The sequence below is a fragment of the Nonomuraea sp. NPDC050404 genome (assembly GCF_040655495.1).
Taxonomy (GTDB): domain Bacteria; phylum Actinomycetota; class Actinomycetes; order Streptosporangiales; family Streptosporangiaceae; genus Nonomuraea.
The window spans coordinates 77,770-92,782 of sequence record NZ_JBFAKB010000034.1 but is presented as its reverse complement, the minus strand read 5'-3'; the positions used below and the strand labels follow the sequence as shown (position 1 = coordinate 92,782).

Genomic DNA, 15,013 nt, shown 5'->3' with positions numbered 1-15,013 from the left:
CTGGAAGGCGACGCAAGGGAGGACGATGACCACGGGATCGACGCGCCTGTCCAAGCCGGCCAGGCGGGAGCAACTGCTCGACACCGCCATGGCGATCGTGCGCGCCCACGGCACCGACAGCCTCACGCTGCTCAGCCTGGCGGAGGCCGCAGGAGTGAGCAGGCCGATCGTCTACGACCACTTCGGCACCCGCCCCGGCCTGCTGATCGCGCTCTACCGCAGGCTCGACGAGCGGCACCGGGCCGCCTCGGAGGAGGCCCTGCGCGACGCCCCCGCCGACCCCCGCGAGATCGCCCGCGTCCTGAGCACCGCCTACTTCGCCTGCGCCACCGACATGCCCGAGTGGACCGCCATCTCGGCCGCGCTCAAGGGGAACCAGGAGATGGAGGCGATCGAGCGCGAACTGCTCGACGGCTACACGGACCTGATGGCCACCGCCCTGCGGCCTTACTCCGGGCTCACGCAGGAAGCCCTCCGGCTGCGCTGCGTCGGTACGCTGGGCGCGGCAGAGGCGTTCGCCGCGGAGCTGAACCGGGGGCGGGCCACCGCCGCCGAGGCCATCGCGGCGCTGACCGATCTGACGGTCGGCGGCATCGACGCCGGAGCCCAGGCGGGCGCGGGTGTTGCCAGGACCGGTTGAACCCGCTTTCAGGAAGATCGACTTCTCGCGCGGCCGACTGTCCGGAATCTGCCGGGCACCTCAGTCTCGGGTTGGGGGTACTGCCGGTAATTTGCGATTGATCGTTTAGCTTCGCGGCTTGTGGCCGAGTACGTGCCCCAGCTGAAGTTGAGCGGCGATCGCCAAGCCATCGCGGCCCCCGTGGTACGCACCGAACTCACCGCCGGAGACTGCACCACGCCATCGCCCACCTCAAGAGTGCCCGATGATCTGGTGTGGCCGGTAAGGGGCCTCCAGCCGGGCCGTCTCCTCTTCGCTCAGGGGCACATCCACCGCCGCGTTCGCGTCGTTCAGATGACCCACCTTGCTCACTCCCAGGAATCTGGATCGCCGTAGGTCATCATGCCCAGGCAGATCCGGGAGACCCGCAGTCCCGACGAGCCCAGCTTCATGTATCGCATCTGGTCTTACCTTCCTGTGAGAGCGTGGTCTTCACCGCGGCTGGAGGTTTCTCGATGGAGCGCGACTGAGAGCACCACGAGCCCGACTCCGGCTAACTCGGTGAGTGAGGGGAGTTGCCGGAGTACCACGATGCCGATCACCGTTGCCGCGGCCGGAAGCAGCGCCACCAGCAACGCGTAGGTAGATCGAGCCATGCGTGCCATAGCGAGTTGATCGCACACGTACGGGATCACAGACGAACAGATCCCCACCCCGATCCCTGCGGCGAGTGTGACGGGGTCGATCAACGCGGGGGCGGCCTGCCCGACGGCCGCCGGCGCGACGAACACGCAAGCGATGAGCATGGCGGCGGCCAGCCCGTCGATGCCGCTGATGCCGCGCAGACGCCGAGCCGTACGGTGGGCCAGCACGATGTAGGCGGCGAACAGCACTGCGTTGGCGAAGGCGAACACCAACCCCCATGGCTCCCCGGGCAGCCGGATGCCGGTGAGCAGGTAGACACCGCCGACGGCTGCCACGAGCGCCACGAGGTTACGCGCCGTACGGACACCGAGTGCGGCCAGCAAGATGACCGGCAGAAACTCGATCGCGGCGACGGTCCCCAAGGGCACGCGGGCGATGGCCAGGTAGAAACAGACGTTCATGGCCGCGAGCACCGCGCCCCAGGCGATGATCGTTCGCCGCCCTGCGGCGTCGAGCCGGATGAGGGTTCGCCAGGGGCGGCGCCAGAGCGCGAAGACCAGTGCGGCGCTCCAGATCCTCAGCGCCGCGACCCCGAGCGGGGCGAGTCTGGTGAACAGAAGCACGGCGAAGGCCGGGCCGAGGTAGTGGAAGACGGCGCTCCCGACGAAGTAGGTCCATGGAGGCGTCGCGGACAGGACGGCGCGAGGGCTGGTGGGCGGCATGTCGCTATCGTCGGACAACTCGTAATTTAGGAGAATGGCGAATCGAAGGATCAGACCCGAGCGGACGTACGAACCAAAGGCAATCGACGCCCTCGACCTTCGTATACTCGCCGAGTTGCAGGTCGATGCCAGAGTGAGCTTCGCCGAACTGGGCCGCCGGGTCGCCCTGTCGGCCCCTGCGGTGGCCGACAGGGTGCAGCGGCTGGAGGAGGGCGGAGTGATCACCGGCTATCGCGCCGAGGTCGACCCGCGGGCCCTGGGCTTTCCGGTTACAGTGATGGTGCGAATCCGCCCGGCGATCCGGGAACTCCAACGCATTTCCAAGATCGCCCAGGAAGTTCCGCAGATCGTCGAATGCTACAGAATGACTGGCGACGACTGCTTCTACTTCACGATGCACCTGCGGGCAGTCGACGAACTCGAACCGATCCTCGACCTGTTCACCCCCTACGGTCACACGACCACGTCGCTCATCCACACTGCGCCCGTGCCGCGCCGCCCCCTGCCGCTGGAGTGAGAGTCTTCGGGCCTTTCGGCGCGATCCTGCGGTTCGCCGACGGGCGGGACCGGCTCCAGGGGCCGCGACCGGGCCCCCTGCTCGGCCGGGCAGGAAGGAACTGCCCGCGAACACGATGGGCGCCGACGCGGTCGCGGTGGCCTCAGCGGCGGGCGGAGCGCCGGACGCCGTCCGCCGGAAAATTATGGACAGTTTCCCTTATTCGACAAAATGCCCGGCATGAATGCTCCAGCGCCCATCAGCACCAGGACGCGCGTCCCCCGACCGGCCCTGGAGGCCACGTGACGACCTGGTACGAAGTGGCGGGCTCCGGCGCGGAGGATCCCGCAAGCTGTTGAGGAGTCACTTCCCTGGGAGAGTCCTGCCTCTGGCCAGTCGGCTCATGACGGTGGAATCACCGAAGGGTGTGCCAACAAATGTCCGCCGGTCCCGGTGCCGTTCCCAAGCCCGCGGGCCGGGTGGCCAGGCGTATTCCCGTCGTATTCCACGGTGCTGCCGACGCGTGCAACGATCACTCTGGTGAGCCACGGGCCGCCGGGATCGCTCGTGTCAGCAGGGATTCGAGCATGACGAAAACCTCGTCGGAGGCCGGATTCCACCCCCTGACACCAGGAGCTCCGGAGGGCTGGTCTCCATGCGAGAGAAGGAAGAACGATGAACCCGCTCAGAACGGTCACCGTCAGCGTCGCTGTCGCGGTGGCGAGCGTCATTCTCGCGCAACCGGCCTTGGCGGCCAGTTTTCAACGGGACGTCGGAGACGGGATCGTCCGCTACGCCGACCCTGCCAACGAGCTGTGCGTCCGGGCAGATGACACCACAGGGACAGCCTGGGTGGAGGTGACCCTGACCCGCCCAGGTGTGATCGGACAGCCCATCGTCATCAGAGACGACAACATCCGGCACCCCGGCGCCACCTGTGCGGTGCTCACCGCCTTCGAGGACGTCACCTACCGGGCCGTTCACGAGAGCTACTGGAGCGGGCGAGACACCGTCCTGCGCGGGACGTTCACCTTCGGGACCTGACGCTCAAGCAGGAGCCGCACCATCGATCGCCGTTCTCATCTCGATCCGCCACGAGGCGATACCTCGTACATCTCCCCCCCGCGCAGGCCACGCGGAGGGGCTGAAGTTCACGCCCCAAGGCCAACCGAACCAACCGAGACATCTCTTGCTGGAGGACTGTTGAAGACGCGCATTCTGGGCGCCGTGCTGGGAATCGCAGCATTGAGCGGGCTGCTGGTGCCAAGCCCGGCGCAGGCGAGCGATGGGGTGTCCTCCGCCCGCGCGAACTACACGGACGGCGGCGCCGGGTCCGTCCGGACGACCGTCGACTTCGTCAACCGGAAGAAGGTCGTCTTTCGGAACTTCACGGTGCGCGACATCTGTCCCGGCGACAACTTTCCGGTGAAGGCCAGGATTTTCTGGACGCACACCGACGGAACCAGCGGGTACAGCGCCTGGAAGTCGGACACCAACGGCTGCGGCGACAACGGCACCAACTTCGGAAACATCACCCGCACCGGCACCAAGCCCATATCGAAGGTCTCCCTGGAGGTGTGCATCTACACCCGATCAGGCGGGATCCTGTCTTTCGCCTTCAGCGCGCCCCGAGACAACCAGTACACCTGAGCCGCTGACGCTCAGGCTTTCAGCTGGTCGGCGTACCAGGACCGTTCGGAGTCTTGCTGGAGGGTCGGGAGAACCGCAGCGTGCGGGGCTGGGATGAGGGCACCGGCAGCTGGTGGGCGCCGCTGTGGCGTAAACGATCTGCCTGGCCCGACCTGGGAGCGGCCGTTTGGTTGGCACCAGTTGATGCCAGCCAGGTGACGTGGCAGGTGGGTCCGGATCAGATCCCCGGCCGGCGGCCGACGCGGGTCTCGGGTCACCGGCGCAGGCCGAGATCGACGAACTGACCGCCTGCCTGCGTGACCTCGATCAGGACATCGAGCACCTGAAGATCACCCGTAAGCCGAGGAGCCTGACCCGGCACCCGCGCCGCAACCGACTCCCGTGCTTCCCCGCCTATCAGCAAATCCTCATTACCTTGGCGGACACCGGACAGTCCATGCGCGTTCGGGACCTCTGCATGGCCCTGGACCGGCCCCTCGTGCGAAAGAACGCCGAGAACACCCGAGCCAAGCTCAAACGCCTGAACAGCCTCGGCATTCCCACCGAGACCGAGCCAGGACTGTTCGCTCAACCATGCCGGAGCCCCGGGCAACCTGCTTCGACCAGCCCACCTCGCACAGGACAAACGATCAAAGAAACATCAACTCGCGAACCGCCCTTTGAAGCGGTGCGCTACTGACAAATGTTTCTGCACGAATGACAAAGCCCGAAGCCCACGACGATCCAAAGGTCTATGGGCGAGGCCAGAGAAAGAAGAGTCACATGTTCCGCATCACCAGTGCGTTGGTCGCCGCGGCGCTTGGCGCATCTATCATCATCACCCCGTCGCCCGCATCCGCGGCAAGCGATTGGAAGTGCTACGGCACCCAGGTCAAGCGCTGCGCCACCGTCTGGTGGGACCAGGCCGCCGACACCTACCGAGCGCGGGCGAAAATCACCGATATCGCCGGTGGCGGCAGCTACCAAGTCAAGGTCACCAACGTGAAGCTTCTGCGCATCAATAAAAGTGACTATGTGACAGTGCGCTCCGCGAAGGACAATGACGGCTGGCATGACACCGAGGACTCGGCCGCCACCGTCACCGTCGACCCGTGCCTTCCAAAGCAGAGCTACGCCGTGGTGGCGACTTTCAGTTGGAAGGGTGCGTCCTCCGGCGAGAAGACCTGGCGTCCCAGCCACGCGTGGGGCAACGTCTGCGACTGACAACCCGCCGAACACGTCCGTCCCACACTGAGCGGTGCGGGGCGGACGCGGCTCCATCAAACTCGGGGAACCCCTCGTCCAGGCCGGCCAGGGTGCGGTGCGGGGTGGAGTCCGAGGGCGCTGCTCCGAACAACGCCGCCTGGTGAGCTTGCAGCCGTTCGGCTTCCAGCAGGCTCCGCGCGCCGCACGCGATCGCCGCGGCCAGGGCGACCAGGACGTGCGCACGGTTTCGCCAGGTCGGCCCGGCGGGGCACCGGATCAATGCTGGCGGCGCGCAGGATCTCCCACACTGTGGAGGCCGCGATATTGTAGCCCAGCCGGGCCAGCTGGCCTTGGATTTCCGATGCCTTCAGGTCGGGTTCTCCCGCGCCACCCGAACGACCAGCGCTTTGACCGACTGGCGAGTGCAGGGTCGTCCCGGGTCCCGATCTTGACCGCGGAGGGCGTGGCGGGGCGATCCGTTTTGATCGACACGAGCAAATTTCCGAGAGTATAGTTCGCGCCCGATTGCAAGATCTGTTCTGCTTCCAGGCCGCTTCCGGAAGGAGCGTGTTGAGCTGCGCTCGCCTCGCCGGTCGCTGCTCGGCCGATCCGTTCTGGCGGCCACAGTCGCGTTCGGCGACGAAGAGACCGATGGTCCTGGTCCCTCCCTCCGCAACGTAGCGATGCCTGAGGTGGAGGCTCCAAGCTTGAAAGGCAAGATGTGAAAGCACGCCCAATCTCTGCTCGGACCGTGCTGGCGGTGCTGACGGCACTGCCGGTCGCGAGTGCGATCATGTTATCTCCCGGCCATGCCGCTGCTGCCGCGGCGGATCCGCCATGGCCGACCTCACCGCCGGCCGTGATCTGTGGCAACGACGACGTCTTAACCGGGCCGTCCACTCCGCCTGCGGGGGCCATCACGGTTCCGGCCGGGGACAACGAGAAATTCAACTTCGGCCAGTCCGGTGCGACGTACTGGTTCGCGCCTGGAGTGCACACGTTCGGCACCGACAGATACGGCCACATCAATGTGGTTGCGAACACCACCTTCATTGGCGGGCCTGGCGCGATCATGGACGGCCGCAGGCTCAACAAGTACGCATTCGTCGGCGACGTTCCGAATGTGACCATCAAGTACCTGACCATCAAGAACTTCGGCCTCGATGACCCCCTCGACAACCGCAACTTCAATGAAGGGGTCGTCAACCACGACACCGCCCCGAACTGGACGATCTCGTACAACACCATTTCCAACAACGATGGCGCCGGCATCTACATCGGCAGCAACAACGTCGTGTCGTACAACTGCCTGAAGGACAACGGGCAGGCCGGCTTCGGCGGTTACCGTCCGCAGGTGGAGAACGACTCGTCCCAGAAGAACCTCGTCCTCGACCACAACGAGATCGTCGGCAACAACACCGACGACTGGGAGAGCCGGGTCAAGGGATGCGGTTGCACCGGCGGCGGCAAGTTCTGGGACGTCAACGGCGCACGGATCACCGACAACTACGTGCACGACAACAAGGGTCCGGGCCTGTGGGCGGACACCAACAACATCGACTTCCTCTTCGAGGGCAACTTCATCGACCACAACGACGGTGAAGGCATCTGGTACGAGATCAGCTACAACGCCACGATGCGCAACAACACCATCACCCGCAACGCGTGGGTGAGCGGACAGCGTAACCAGGGCTCGCCCGGTCCGGCCATTTACCTGTCGGAGTCCGGCGGCGACTCCCGCCTGGCCAGCACGGTGAGCGGCGCCGCCGCCATCCGAATCTACGACAACCTGATCAAGGACAACTTCTCCGGCGTGTCGATTTTCGAGAACGCCGACCGCTTCTGCAACTCCAACGGCAACACCAGCTCGGGGTACTGCACGCCGCTGGTCAAGCCAACGCACATTCCGGAGCCGTACGACAAGACCCACACCAACCCGATCAACAGCAGCCACCCCTGCTACACCAGCATCAAGAACGAGCCGTACCTGACCGATTGCCGCTGGCACGCGAAGAACATCGAGGTTCGGAACAACGAGTTCCGCTTCGACAAGACCGTCGTGCCGTGCGCCGGCCCTTTCTGCGGCGCGCAGGCGCTGATCGCTGCCGGCATCGACGACATTCCGTGGTCGCCCTACACCGCCGCCGGCGTGCTGAACGACGTCATGTATAAGAACAACAACAAGTTCCGCGATAACCAGTACCACGGCGACTGGCGGTTCGCGAAGGGGTACGGCGACACGGTCTCCTTCAACTCGTGGCGGGCCGCGCCGTTCAATCAGGACGCCGGCAGCACCTTCGACGGTGACGCGGGCGGAGCGCCGATCGGGTACAGCGACCTGGACGAGGACACCTCCAGGTTGTGGACGTCGATGGGCAAATGGCAGGACTGGTACTCGGAGAAGGCCACGCTTTCCACCGACGCGGCCCACGGCGGAAAGTATGGTCTCCGGGTCGACGTGACCAGTGGGTCCGGGTGGGGAGTAGGAACCAGCAACTGGCCGGGCTTCCGGACGACTCCGGGCCCCAAGAAGATCGGCCTGTGGGGCAAGCTCGGATCGGGTACGAATCTCCAACCGTTCATGAGAATCAATTGGCTGGACCGCGCCGGGGCGATCCTTCAGACCAATGACGTCAGGCTTCCCGTACTCACCGCCACCTGGCAGGAGGCGTCCGAACTCGTCGACGCGCCGGCCGGGACCGCGACGGCCTCGATAACGTTGCACGGCGCCGGGAGCACGGGCGACTTCCTCTACCTGGACGACTTCACGGTCGGCCCCCCGTCCGACACTCCGCCCCCGGATGGACCCAACCTCGTGGACGCTGACACCGCCGGGGAGGGGCCGACGGTGGGGAATTGGAAGCCCTGGTACTCCGCCGACGTGGCCGTGTCCACCCAAGAGGCCCACTCCGGAACCGGCAGCCTGTGTGTCACGGTTACCAGCGGTTCGGGCTGGGGGATCGCACTGTCCAACTGGCCGGGCTTTACCGCCGAGGCCGGTGGCAAGCGCATCAGTTACTGGGGGCGGCAGGGAGCCGGCGCCATCACGGGGGTGACCCTCCGAATGAAGTGGTTCGACGCCGGCCAAGCGCTGTTGCGGACCGATCTGGTGCCTCTGACCGGGTTGACCGCCAGCTGGCAGCAGGCGACCGGCAACGTCACGGCCCCCGACGGGACGGCTACCGTGCAGCTTGAGTTCTACGGCGGCTCGGGCACGGCGAATGACAGCGTGTACCTCGACGACCTGCGGATCACCAACGCCGCGTGATCTGCGGTTGGCGCTGAGAGCGATCTCAGCGCCAACCACCGTTGCAAGGCTCGAAGCACCGCCAATTGCATCGGATGCGAACTCGTGATGGTCCCGCGAGTCGGAAAGGAATCTCACGGCCGGCGACGAGAAGAGTCGGCGCGGTTTCGTAGTGCCATGGGCAACGGCCGGGCTCGTACGGACCGCCCGCGGTTGGACCGGACGGAGTTACACCCAGCAGCGCTGGGCGATGCGGATTCTCGTCCATTTGACCCCTGATCCGTGACGGCGCGGGTCACGTGCGCCGGCCGCCGCGCGCGCCAAACTCGACGCCGGGGCGCTGGGGCGGCGGAAGGACTGCTCGCGCAGGCCCTCGTCGCCCCGCTCGACGGGGCCGAACACGCCCAGCTCGAACGCGTACGCGTGGCGATAGCGGGAGGACTCGCCGAGGCGGCCCGCGAGCGCGGCGCGCTGACCGTCCTGCCGTTCGCGCTCAATTACTCGGCCGCGCACCAACTGTTCGCCGGACACTTCGACATCGCCGAACAGCTGATCCACGAAGCCGATTCGATCACCGACGCCACCCGCAATGTCGCCGTCGCCGACTTCTCCGTGCTCCTGGCGGCCTGGCGCGGTGACCGGGATCGCACCCTCGAACTGCGTGAACGCGCGCTGCCGAAGCGACCGACCGGGGCGAGGGACTGCTGATCGAGGCCGCGGAATGGGCCGCTGCGACAATGCATCTGGGGCATGGCGAATATGCCGCCGCGGCGACCGCGGCACAACGCGCCTACGATCCGGCCGGGCTCGGCGCGCAGGCCGAGGCGCTCTATCAGGAGGCGGTCGAGCAGTTCGCCCTGTCCCGTGTCGCCGTTCACCACGCCCGCGCTCAACTGATCTACGGGGAGTGGCTGCGCCGCCAGAAGCGACGCATCGATGCGCGCGTCCAGCTCAAGGCCGCCTACGGAGCCTTTGAATCGATGGGGGCGGCCGCCTTCGCCGGTCGCGCCCGACGTGAGCTGCTGGCCACCGGTGAAACCGTCCGCAAACGCGCCGCCGATCCCCAGGACCGGCTCACGCCCCAGGAGGCCCAGATCGCGCGGCCGGCCCGGGACGGTCTGACCAACCCGGAGATCGCCGCGCGGTTGTTCCTCAGCCATCGCACCGTCGAATGGCACCTCGGCAGGGTCTTCACCAAGCTCGACATCAAGTCCCGCAAACAACTCCTGCAAGCCTTACGCGCCGTGTGATCATCCCGGCAGTCATCACTCTGACGACCCGCTGAGCTCGACTCCTCCTCCTTGGAGCCAGAAGCGATCGATTGCGCCCCACGTGGAGATCCGATCAACCCCTACCGCCCGGTCGTACCCGGTGCTCGCGCGGGTGCCGTCGATCGTCATCGTGACATCGGCGGGGGCCGCCCGGCTGCGGGGTCCGCGGCGTGATCGTGACTTTGATGATCGAGGTTTGGGATATGGCGTGACGCATGTCACACGAAGCGCGGCTTGAGTGTGCCGTAGCGGCACAGCTTTTCCTGGTTGTCAGCCGGTCCGCACCCACGACGGAGCGGCGGGGGAGCAGGGGCGATCATGGCGAAGCAGCAGCCGCGGCCGGCGGATGGCAGGGATGGGTACGCGCTCGGTCCGGATCCGTCCCCCGATGGGATGACGGAGGCGGGTGCGGTCGTCGCCGATCCGGTGCGGGAGGTGTACGACCGCACGGCCCCGATCTACGACCGGATGACCGGAGCGGATGACTACGACCTGTGGGTCGGCCTCTACCGGGAGTTGATCGACCGTCATGGCGCACCCGGGCGTGAGCTGGTGGATCTGGGATGCGGCACGGGCAAGGCCGCTCTGCGGCTGGCCTCCTCGGGGTTCCGGGTGACGGGTATGGATCTGTCGCCGGAGATGATCCGGATGGCGTGCGCCAAGCCGGGAGCCGAGAACGTACGGTTCGCCGTCGGCGATCTGCGTGACCTGCCCGAGGCGGGCCCCTTCGACGTGGCCGTCGCCCTTGGCGAGCCGCTGAACTATCTCGCCGACCAGGACGAACTGCTGACCTCCTTCCGCAGCGTGGCGGGCGTGCTGCGGCCGGGCGGCCTGTTCGTCTTCGATGTCAACTCGGCCGGCTTCTACCGCCGGCTCGCCGAGGAGACCAGCGTGGAGGAGGAGCCGGGCGCGGTCATCGTGCACCGGGGCAGCGCCTCTCCCCGGCAGGCGGAGGCGGCCGATCTGCGGATCGACTACTTCGCCACGGCGGACGGCCTCACCTGGCAGCGAACCAGCGCGCTGCACTCCTTCTCCTACTTCGCCCCCGACGACGTGGCACGGCTGCTGAACACCGCCGGCCTGGCTCAACTGGCCGCCTACGGCCTGCACCGCGGCGCACTCGTGCCGGGGGGCGATGAGGAGCGCGACCGTAAACGCCTGGTGGTCGCTCGCAAGAACGCCGCTGCCCTGACCCGGTGAGGCCAGGCAGCGGTCCCGCCGGATCAGCGAACGGGGGTGACATCAGCATGCGCAAGATCGTGATCAAGGCCAAGGCGGTCAAGCGGTACGACCGCCGCGTCCGCTTCTGGATCGCCTAACGGGGCCGTCCCACACCGGCGGCTCGGGATCGGTCATCCGGTCCCGGACCGCTGAGGTCCGGCCCATCCCCACCAGGTCTCGGAGAGTTCGCCCCATGCGCCTGCGCAGAGCCCGCTGCCTCGTCTGCTACTGGCACGACGACGAGTTCGTCGTCCACCCCTACCTCCGCCCCGACCCCATCGAACTGCCCGTCGAGGCGGCCGAACTCCTCGCCGCCTTCGACCAGTGGACCACCGTGGAGGACGCGGCCACCGCGCTGCCCGCCTACGACCTTGACAGCGTGATCGAGGGCGTCGCCACCCTGCGCGAGCACCACCTGCTCCTGACCGAAGGCAGCCCGCAGGCCGAACGGGACGAGGACGTAGCCCGCCACTGGGCACCGTGGTCTCCCGAGGCGTCGTTCTTCCACTACGCGACCCAGGGCGGCCGCTACGAGGAACTCACCGAGGAGGACCGCTACGACCTGGTCGCCGACGGCCGCCCAGCGATCTTCACCTCCTACCCGGCAGCGGAGCGCGTCCTGCTGCCCCGCACCCCGCCCCGCCCGTACGCGCCCCTCGGCGAGGTCCTCTACCAGCGCCGCACCCACCGCTCCTTCGGCCCCCGACCCGTGACCCTGCACGACCTGGCCACCCTGCTGTCCACCACCTTCGGGCCGGTGGACTTCATCGACGCCGGCGGCTTCGGCGCGCTGATGCGCCGCACCAGCCCCTCCGGCGGCGCCCGGCACGAACTGGAGGCGTACGTCGGCGTCCGCCACGTGGCAGGGATGGCACCGGGCTGGTACCACTACAACACCCGAGAACACTCCCTGGAGTTGCTCACCTCGGGCTGCACGGGAAAGGACCTGGTGTCCCTGGGCGGCGACCAGTCCTGGCTGGCCGAGGCGTCCTTCGTCGTCGTGCTGGCCGCGGTGATCGAGCGCATGCTGGTCAAATACCGCTTCCCCCGCGCCTACCGGGTCTGCCTGCTCAACGCGGGCCACTTCGGCCAGACCTTCGCCCTGACCGCCACTGCGCTGGGCCTGGGCCCCTTCCAGTCCGGCGCCTTCGACGACGCCGCCGTGACCGAACGCCTCGGCCTGGACGGCACCACCATCACCCCCCTCTACATGCTCGGCGCCGGCACCCCCACCGGCACCGACCCGCACGCCAGGCCACCCGCCACCCTCGAAACCTTCACCCGCACCACCCTCGACCACCCGGACCCGCCACCCGCCGGCACGTCCACACGACAGATCGAGTGATTCACCTCGTCTGCTCGGGCGGTTCGGCCTGCGCGAGCAGGGTGGCCAGGCGGCACATGACGTCGGCCTGGGCGGGGTTGTAGAGGTCCGCGACGGCTTGGTCGATCGTCTGCCTGGTGAACTTCTTACCGCGGGGGGCATCGGCCAGCAGCGTGCGGAGTTCCGGGCGCTGCCGGTGCAGCGACTGCAACCAGGGGACCATGCGCTCGGCCAGGTTGGCGCGGGTCTGCTCATCGGCATCGGCGGGCAGCCGTTGGAACTCCTCATCAAGGGGGCCGCTGGCGGGGTTCTGCAGGAAGTCGGCGTAGGCCTTCATGCCTTTCGGGCCGAGCAGTGTGCCCATGACGGTTACGAACGAGCGATCCACTCCGGGCATCGCACTGTCCGCCGCCGTGGCGAACTCGGGTGGCAGGTCGGTCGGCACCGACGTGTCCAAGATGAAGCCGAGCTCCACCCTGGCCCGCTGCAGCCTTTCGATCGTGGCCGCCAGTTCCGTGTCGAGGCTGCGGAAGGCTTCCGCCGGATGGTCAACGGTGTCGCCCATGTCGGCGATCTGGGACAACGAGAACCCCAGATCCGCGAGGCGCTTGATGCGCAGCAACCTGACAAGGTGGGCCACGCCGTACTGCTTGTAGCCGTTGGCGCGGCGCTCCGGCTCGGCGAGCAGGCCGATCTCGTGGTAGTGCCGTACCGCACGCAGGCTGGTGCCCGCGAGGTCGGCGATCTCACGCGTGCTCCACACGACGACAGCCTTCCTCCGTTCCGTCGTCGGGCGTCAGGTGCCAGACCTGGCCGTCGAGCCGACGCGCCCCGTCGCGACCATGCGGTCGCGGCACCGTCCATGGAATCCGCCTCCCCGGCAGGTCCAGCCGGTCGGGAGCGACTTGGCCGCCGGTGAAGACGTACTGCGCGTAGGTGTTCGTGGCCGGTGGCCAGTGTCCCAGCGGTGAGAGAACGGAGGGGGAGACGACGCATGGGGACGATGACCAGCCGGTTGAGCATGGGTTTCATGGACGTTCCCCCATACCGCAGCACGAGGGGACGCGGATGACGTCTGCGCCCGGTTCCGGACGCAGACGCTGCGGTACGTATCACTGTCGTGACATCTCCAGGAAGACGCCATGTGCCTGACCGCCACACAACAATTACTCAAAGCGCTTGAACGGCTTCTGTAAGCGATATCTGCAGGCCGCACCTGGCCTGATGGTGGTAAACCGGTGCCTGCCGTGCGGATCGGGGATGGCGGCTGGAATGGGTCGCCGGTCCCGATATCGCTGGCGGTTCAGAGGATTCTGATCATTTCGATGCGGGACCCCTCCGGGGTGGTTCGGCCAGGTGAAGACGCTCCACTTGTTGATCGCTGCTCGCACCGATCCAGAGCCCCGCGGTCCGGTCCCCGTCTTGGCCGCCGCGCTTTGTCGTGCACCCGATTCCGTCACAGGTGATTTCCTGCCAGGATGACGACAATTCCGGCGGCCAGGATGATCAAGCCCGTCATACCGCTCAGGACGCTGGGCAGGACACGAAAGCGCGGTGAAGACCCGGGCCGCCTGAGGCGGCCGTCCGCTGGCTCGTGGACGAGGTTGGCGTCACCACCGATCAACTGACGTGCACTGTAGGAGTCGCCGAGCGCGACATACTGATGCTGCGACGCCGGATCGGGGGAGCCACGAGTCCCCTACCCCTGAGGTGCCAATGTCGGCACCCTCCCTTGCCCGAAACCATTCTGTAATCATACAGTTACGCTAAGTAGTTGTTTGAGAGGGAGATCCAACGTGGCCAGCGGCTCCGAGCGCCGGACATCGACCCCCATGGGATGGGTGAGTAAAGCCGTCGCCGATTCGGTGCGGAAGGTGGACGACCGCACTGCCTCGGTCTACGACCGGCCGACGGGGGCTGATGACTGCGACGTATGGATCGGTCTCAACAGGAGGCTGATCGACCGTCATGGTGCGCCCGGGCGTGAGCTGGTGGATTTGGGATGTGGCACGGGCAAGGCCGCCTTGCGGCTGGCCTCCTCGGGGTTCCGGGTGACGGGTATGGATCTGTTGCCGGAGATGACCCGCGTGGCGTCCGCCAAGCCGGGAGCCGAGGAGGAGCGCGACCGTAAACGCCTGGTGGTCGCCCGCAAGAGCGCCGCTGCCCCGGCCCGGTGAGGCGAGGCAGCGGTCCCGCCGGAATCAGCGTTGAGGAACGGGGGTGACATCAGCATGCGCAAGATCGTGATCAAGGCCAAGGTGGTCAAGCGGAACGACCGCCGCGTCCGCTCCTGGACCGCCTAACGGGGCCGTCCCACACCGGTCCCGAGCCGGGGCAGCGGCTCGGGACCGGTCATCCGGTCCCGGACCGCTGCCGTCCGGCCCACCCCCAACAGGTCTCGGAGATCTCGCCCCATGCGCCTGCGCAGAGCCCGGTGCCTCGTGTGCTACTGGCACGAGAACGAGTTCGTCGTCCACCCCGACCCCATCGAGCTGCCCGTCGAGGCGGCACCGCCGGCAGGCGGAGCGCGGTGGCCGTCGGTGAGCACTGGTTACGGTCATGTCGTCAACGCCTGAACGGGACATCTGATGATGGCCAACACCAGAGGTCGTCGCCGTACCGCGACCCTCAGT

Annotated in this window: 16 protein-coding genes; 14 read left to right on the top strand and 2 right to left on the bottom strand. The window is 67.1% G+C overall.

Annotated features, from left to right (window positions below):
- The first annotated feature begins 25 nt into the window (after positions 1-25).
- On the top strand, positions 26-640 hold the full coding sequence (locus tag AB0I81_RS54050) for a TetR/AcrR family transcriptional regulator (RefSeq protein WP_360676232.1): 615 nt from the start codon (positions 26-28) through the stop codon (positions 638-640).
- 446 nt (positions 641-1,086) lie between these two features.
- Here the strand turns inward: AB0I81_RS54050 and AB0I81_RS54045 are convergent, their stop codons facing one another.
- On the bottom strand, positions 1,087-1,986 hold the full coding sequence (locus AB0I81_RS54045; protein WP_360676229.1) for an EamA family transporter: 900 nt from the start codon (positions 1,984-1,986) through the stop codon (positions 1,087-1,089).
- Positions 1,987-2,020: 34 nt separating this feature from the next.
- Here AB0I81_RS54045 and AB0I81_RS54040 point away from each other — a divergent pair, with 34 nt between their 5' ends.
- The 11 genes from AB0I81_RS54040 to AB0I81_RS53990 all read left to right on the top strand — a co-directional run bounded on the left by AB0I81_RS54040 (position 2,021) and on the right by AB0I81_RS53990 (position 12,401).
- Positions 2,021-2,503 (top strand): Lrp/AsnC family transcriptional regulator, encoded by a 483-nt coding sequence (locus tag AB0I81_RS54040; protein ID WP_360676226.1) that lies wholly within the window; start codon positions 2,021-2,023, stop codon positions 2,501-2,503.
- Positions 2,504-3,157: 654 nt separating this feature from the next.
- The gene (locus AB0I81_RS54035) at positions 3,158-3,526 is read left to right on the top strand and encodes a hypothetical protein (RefSeq protein WP_360676223.1); all 369 of its coding nucleotides are present in this window, start codon (positions 3,158-3,160) and stop codon (positions 3,524-3,526) included.
- A gap of 159 nt (positions 3,527-3,685) precedes the next feature.
- Positions 3,686-4,132, top strand: a complete 447-nt coding sequence (locus AB0I81_RS54030; protein WP_360676220.1) for a hypothetical protein — start codon at positions 3,686-3,688, stop codon at positions 4,130-4,132.
- A gap of 199 nt (positions 4,133-4,331) precedes the next feature.
- Positions 4,332-4,811 (top strand): hypothetical protein, encoded by a 480-nt coding sequence (locus tag AB0I81_RS54025; protein WP_360676217.1) that lies wholly within the window; start codon positions 4,332-4,334, stop codon positions 4,809-4,811.
- An 83-nt stretch (positions 4,812-4,894) separates the two neighbouring features.
- A complete protein-coding gene (locus AB0I81_RS54020) occupies positions 4,895-5,335 on the top strand; it encodes a hypothetical protein (protein WP_360676214.1) in 441 nt (146 codons plus the stop codon).
- 733 nt (positions 5,336-6,068) lie between these two features.
- Complete coding sequence (locus tag AB0I81_RS54015; RefSeq protein ID WP_360676211.1) at positions 6,069-8,585, top strand: right-handed parallel beta-helix repeat-containing protein; 2,517 nt, start codon at positions 6,069-6,071, stop codon at positions 8,583-8,585.
- A 261-nt stretch (positions 8,586-8,846) separates the two neighbouring features.
- Positions 8,847-9,272, top strand: a complete 426-nt coding sequence (locus AB0I81_RS54010) for a hypothetical protein (RefSeq protein ID WP_360676208.1) — start codon at positions 8,847-8,849, stop codon at positions 9,270-9,272.
- 29 nt (positions 9,273-9,301) lie between these two features.
- Entirely contained in the window at positions 9,302-9,814 is a 513-nt protein-coding gene (locus AB0I81_RS54005; RefSeq protein ID WP_360676205.1) for a helix-turn-helix transcriptional regulator, read from the top strand.
- Positions 9,815-10,153: 339 nt separating this feature from the next.
- Positions 10,154-11,035 carry a class I SAM-dependent methyltransferase gene (locus AB0I81_RS54000; RefSeq protein WP_360676203.1) on the top strand — a complete coding sequence of 294 codons (882 nt, stop codon included), beginning with the start codon at positions 10,154-10,156 and terminating at the stop codon, positions 11,033-11,035.
- Positions 11,032-11,154 carry a hypothetical protein gene (locus AB0I81_RS53995; RefSeq protein WP_360676200.1) on the top strand — a complete coding sequence of 41 codons (123 nt, stop codon included), beginning with the start codon at positions 11,032-11,034 and terminating at the stop codon, positions 11,152-11,154. The genes AB0I81_RS54000 and AB0I81_RS53995 overlap by 4 nt, the downstream gene beginning before the upstream one ends.
- 95 nt (positions 11,155-11,249) lie before the next feature.
- Entirely contained in the window at positions 11,250-12,401 is a 1,152-nt protein-coding gene (locus AB0I81_RS53990) for a SagB/ThcOx family dehydrogenase (RefSeq protein WP_360676198.1), read from the top strand.
- Between the two features lies 1 nt (position 12,402).
- Here the strand turns inward: AB0I81_RS53990 and AB0I81_RS53985 are convergent, their stop codons facing one another.
- A complete protein-coding gene (locus AB0I81_RS53985) occupies positions 12,403-13,143 on the bottom strand; it encodes a MerR family transcriptional regulator (RefSeq protein ID WP_360676195.1) in 741 nt (246 codons plus the stop codon).
- Positions 13,144-14,176: 1,033 nt separating this feature from the next.
- Between AB0I81_RS53985 and AB0I81_RS53980 the strand changes: the two genes are divergently transcribed.
- The gene (locus tag AB0I81_RS53980; RefSeq protein WP_360676193.1) at positions 14,177-14,557 is read left to right on the top strand and encodes a methyltransferase domain-containing protein; all 381 of its coding nucleotides are present in this window, start codon (positions 14,177-14,179) and stop codon (positions 14,555-14,557) included.
- Positions 14,558-14,794: 237 nt separating this feature from the next.
- Positions 14,795-14,956, top strand: a complete 162-nt coding sequence (locus tag AB0I81_RS53975) for a hypothetical protein (RefSeq protein WP_360676191.1) — start codon at positions 14,795-14,797, stop codon at positions 14,954-14,956.
- The last annotated feature ends 57 nt before the right edge of the window (positions 14,957-15,013 follow it).

What these genes read in the sequence shown, in the direction of transcription:
- AB0I81_RS54020 (WP_360676214.1), top strand. Translation starts at nt 4,895, where the DNA reads ATGTTCCGCATCACCAGTGCGTTGGTCGCCGCGGCGCTTGGCGCATCT.
- AB0I81_RS54040 (WP_360676226.1), top strand. Translation starts at nt 2,021, where the DNA reads ATGGCGAATCGAAGGATCAGACCCGAGCGGACGTACGAACCAAAGGCA.
- AB0I81_RS54045 (WP_360676229.1), bottom strand. Translation starts at nt 1,986, where the DNA reads ATGCCGCCCACCAGCCCTCGCGCCGTCCTGTCCGCGACGCCTCCATGG.
- AB0I81_RS53975 (WP_360676191.1), top strand. Translation starts at nt 14,795, where the DNA reads ATGCGCCTGCGCAGAGCCCGGTGCCTCGTGTGCTACTGGCACGAGAAC.
- AB0I81_RS54035 (WP_360676223.1), top strand. Translation starts at nt 3,158, where the DNA reads ATGAACCCGCTCAGAACGGTCACCGTCAGCGTCGCTGTCGCGGTGGCG.
- AB0I81_RS53990 (WP_360676198.1), top strand. Translation starts at nt 11,250, where the DNA reads ATGCGCCTGCGCAGAGCCCGCTGCCTCGTCTGCTACTGGCACGACGAC.
- AB0I81_RS54050 (WP_360676232.1), top strand. Translation starts at nt 26, where the DNA reads ATGACCACGGGATCGACGCGCCTGTCCAAGCCGGCCAGGCGGGAGCAA.
- AB0I81_RS54005 (WP_360676205.1), top strand. Translation starts at nt 9,302, where the DNA reads ATGCATCTGGGGCATGGCGAATATGCCGCCGCGGCGACCGCGGCACAA.
- AB0I81_RS54000 (WP_360676203.1), top strand. Translation starts at nt 10,154, where the DNA reads ATGGCGAAGCAGCAGCCGCGGCCGGCGGATGGCAGGGATGGGTACGCG.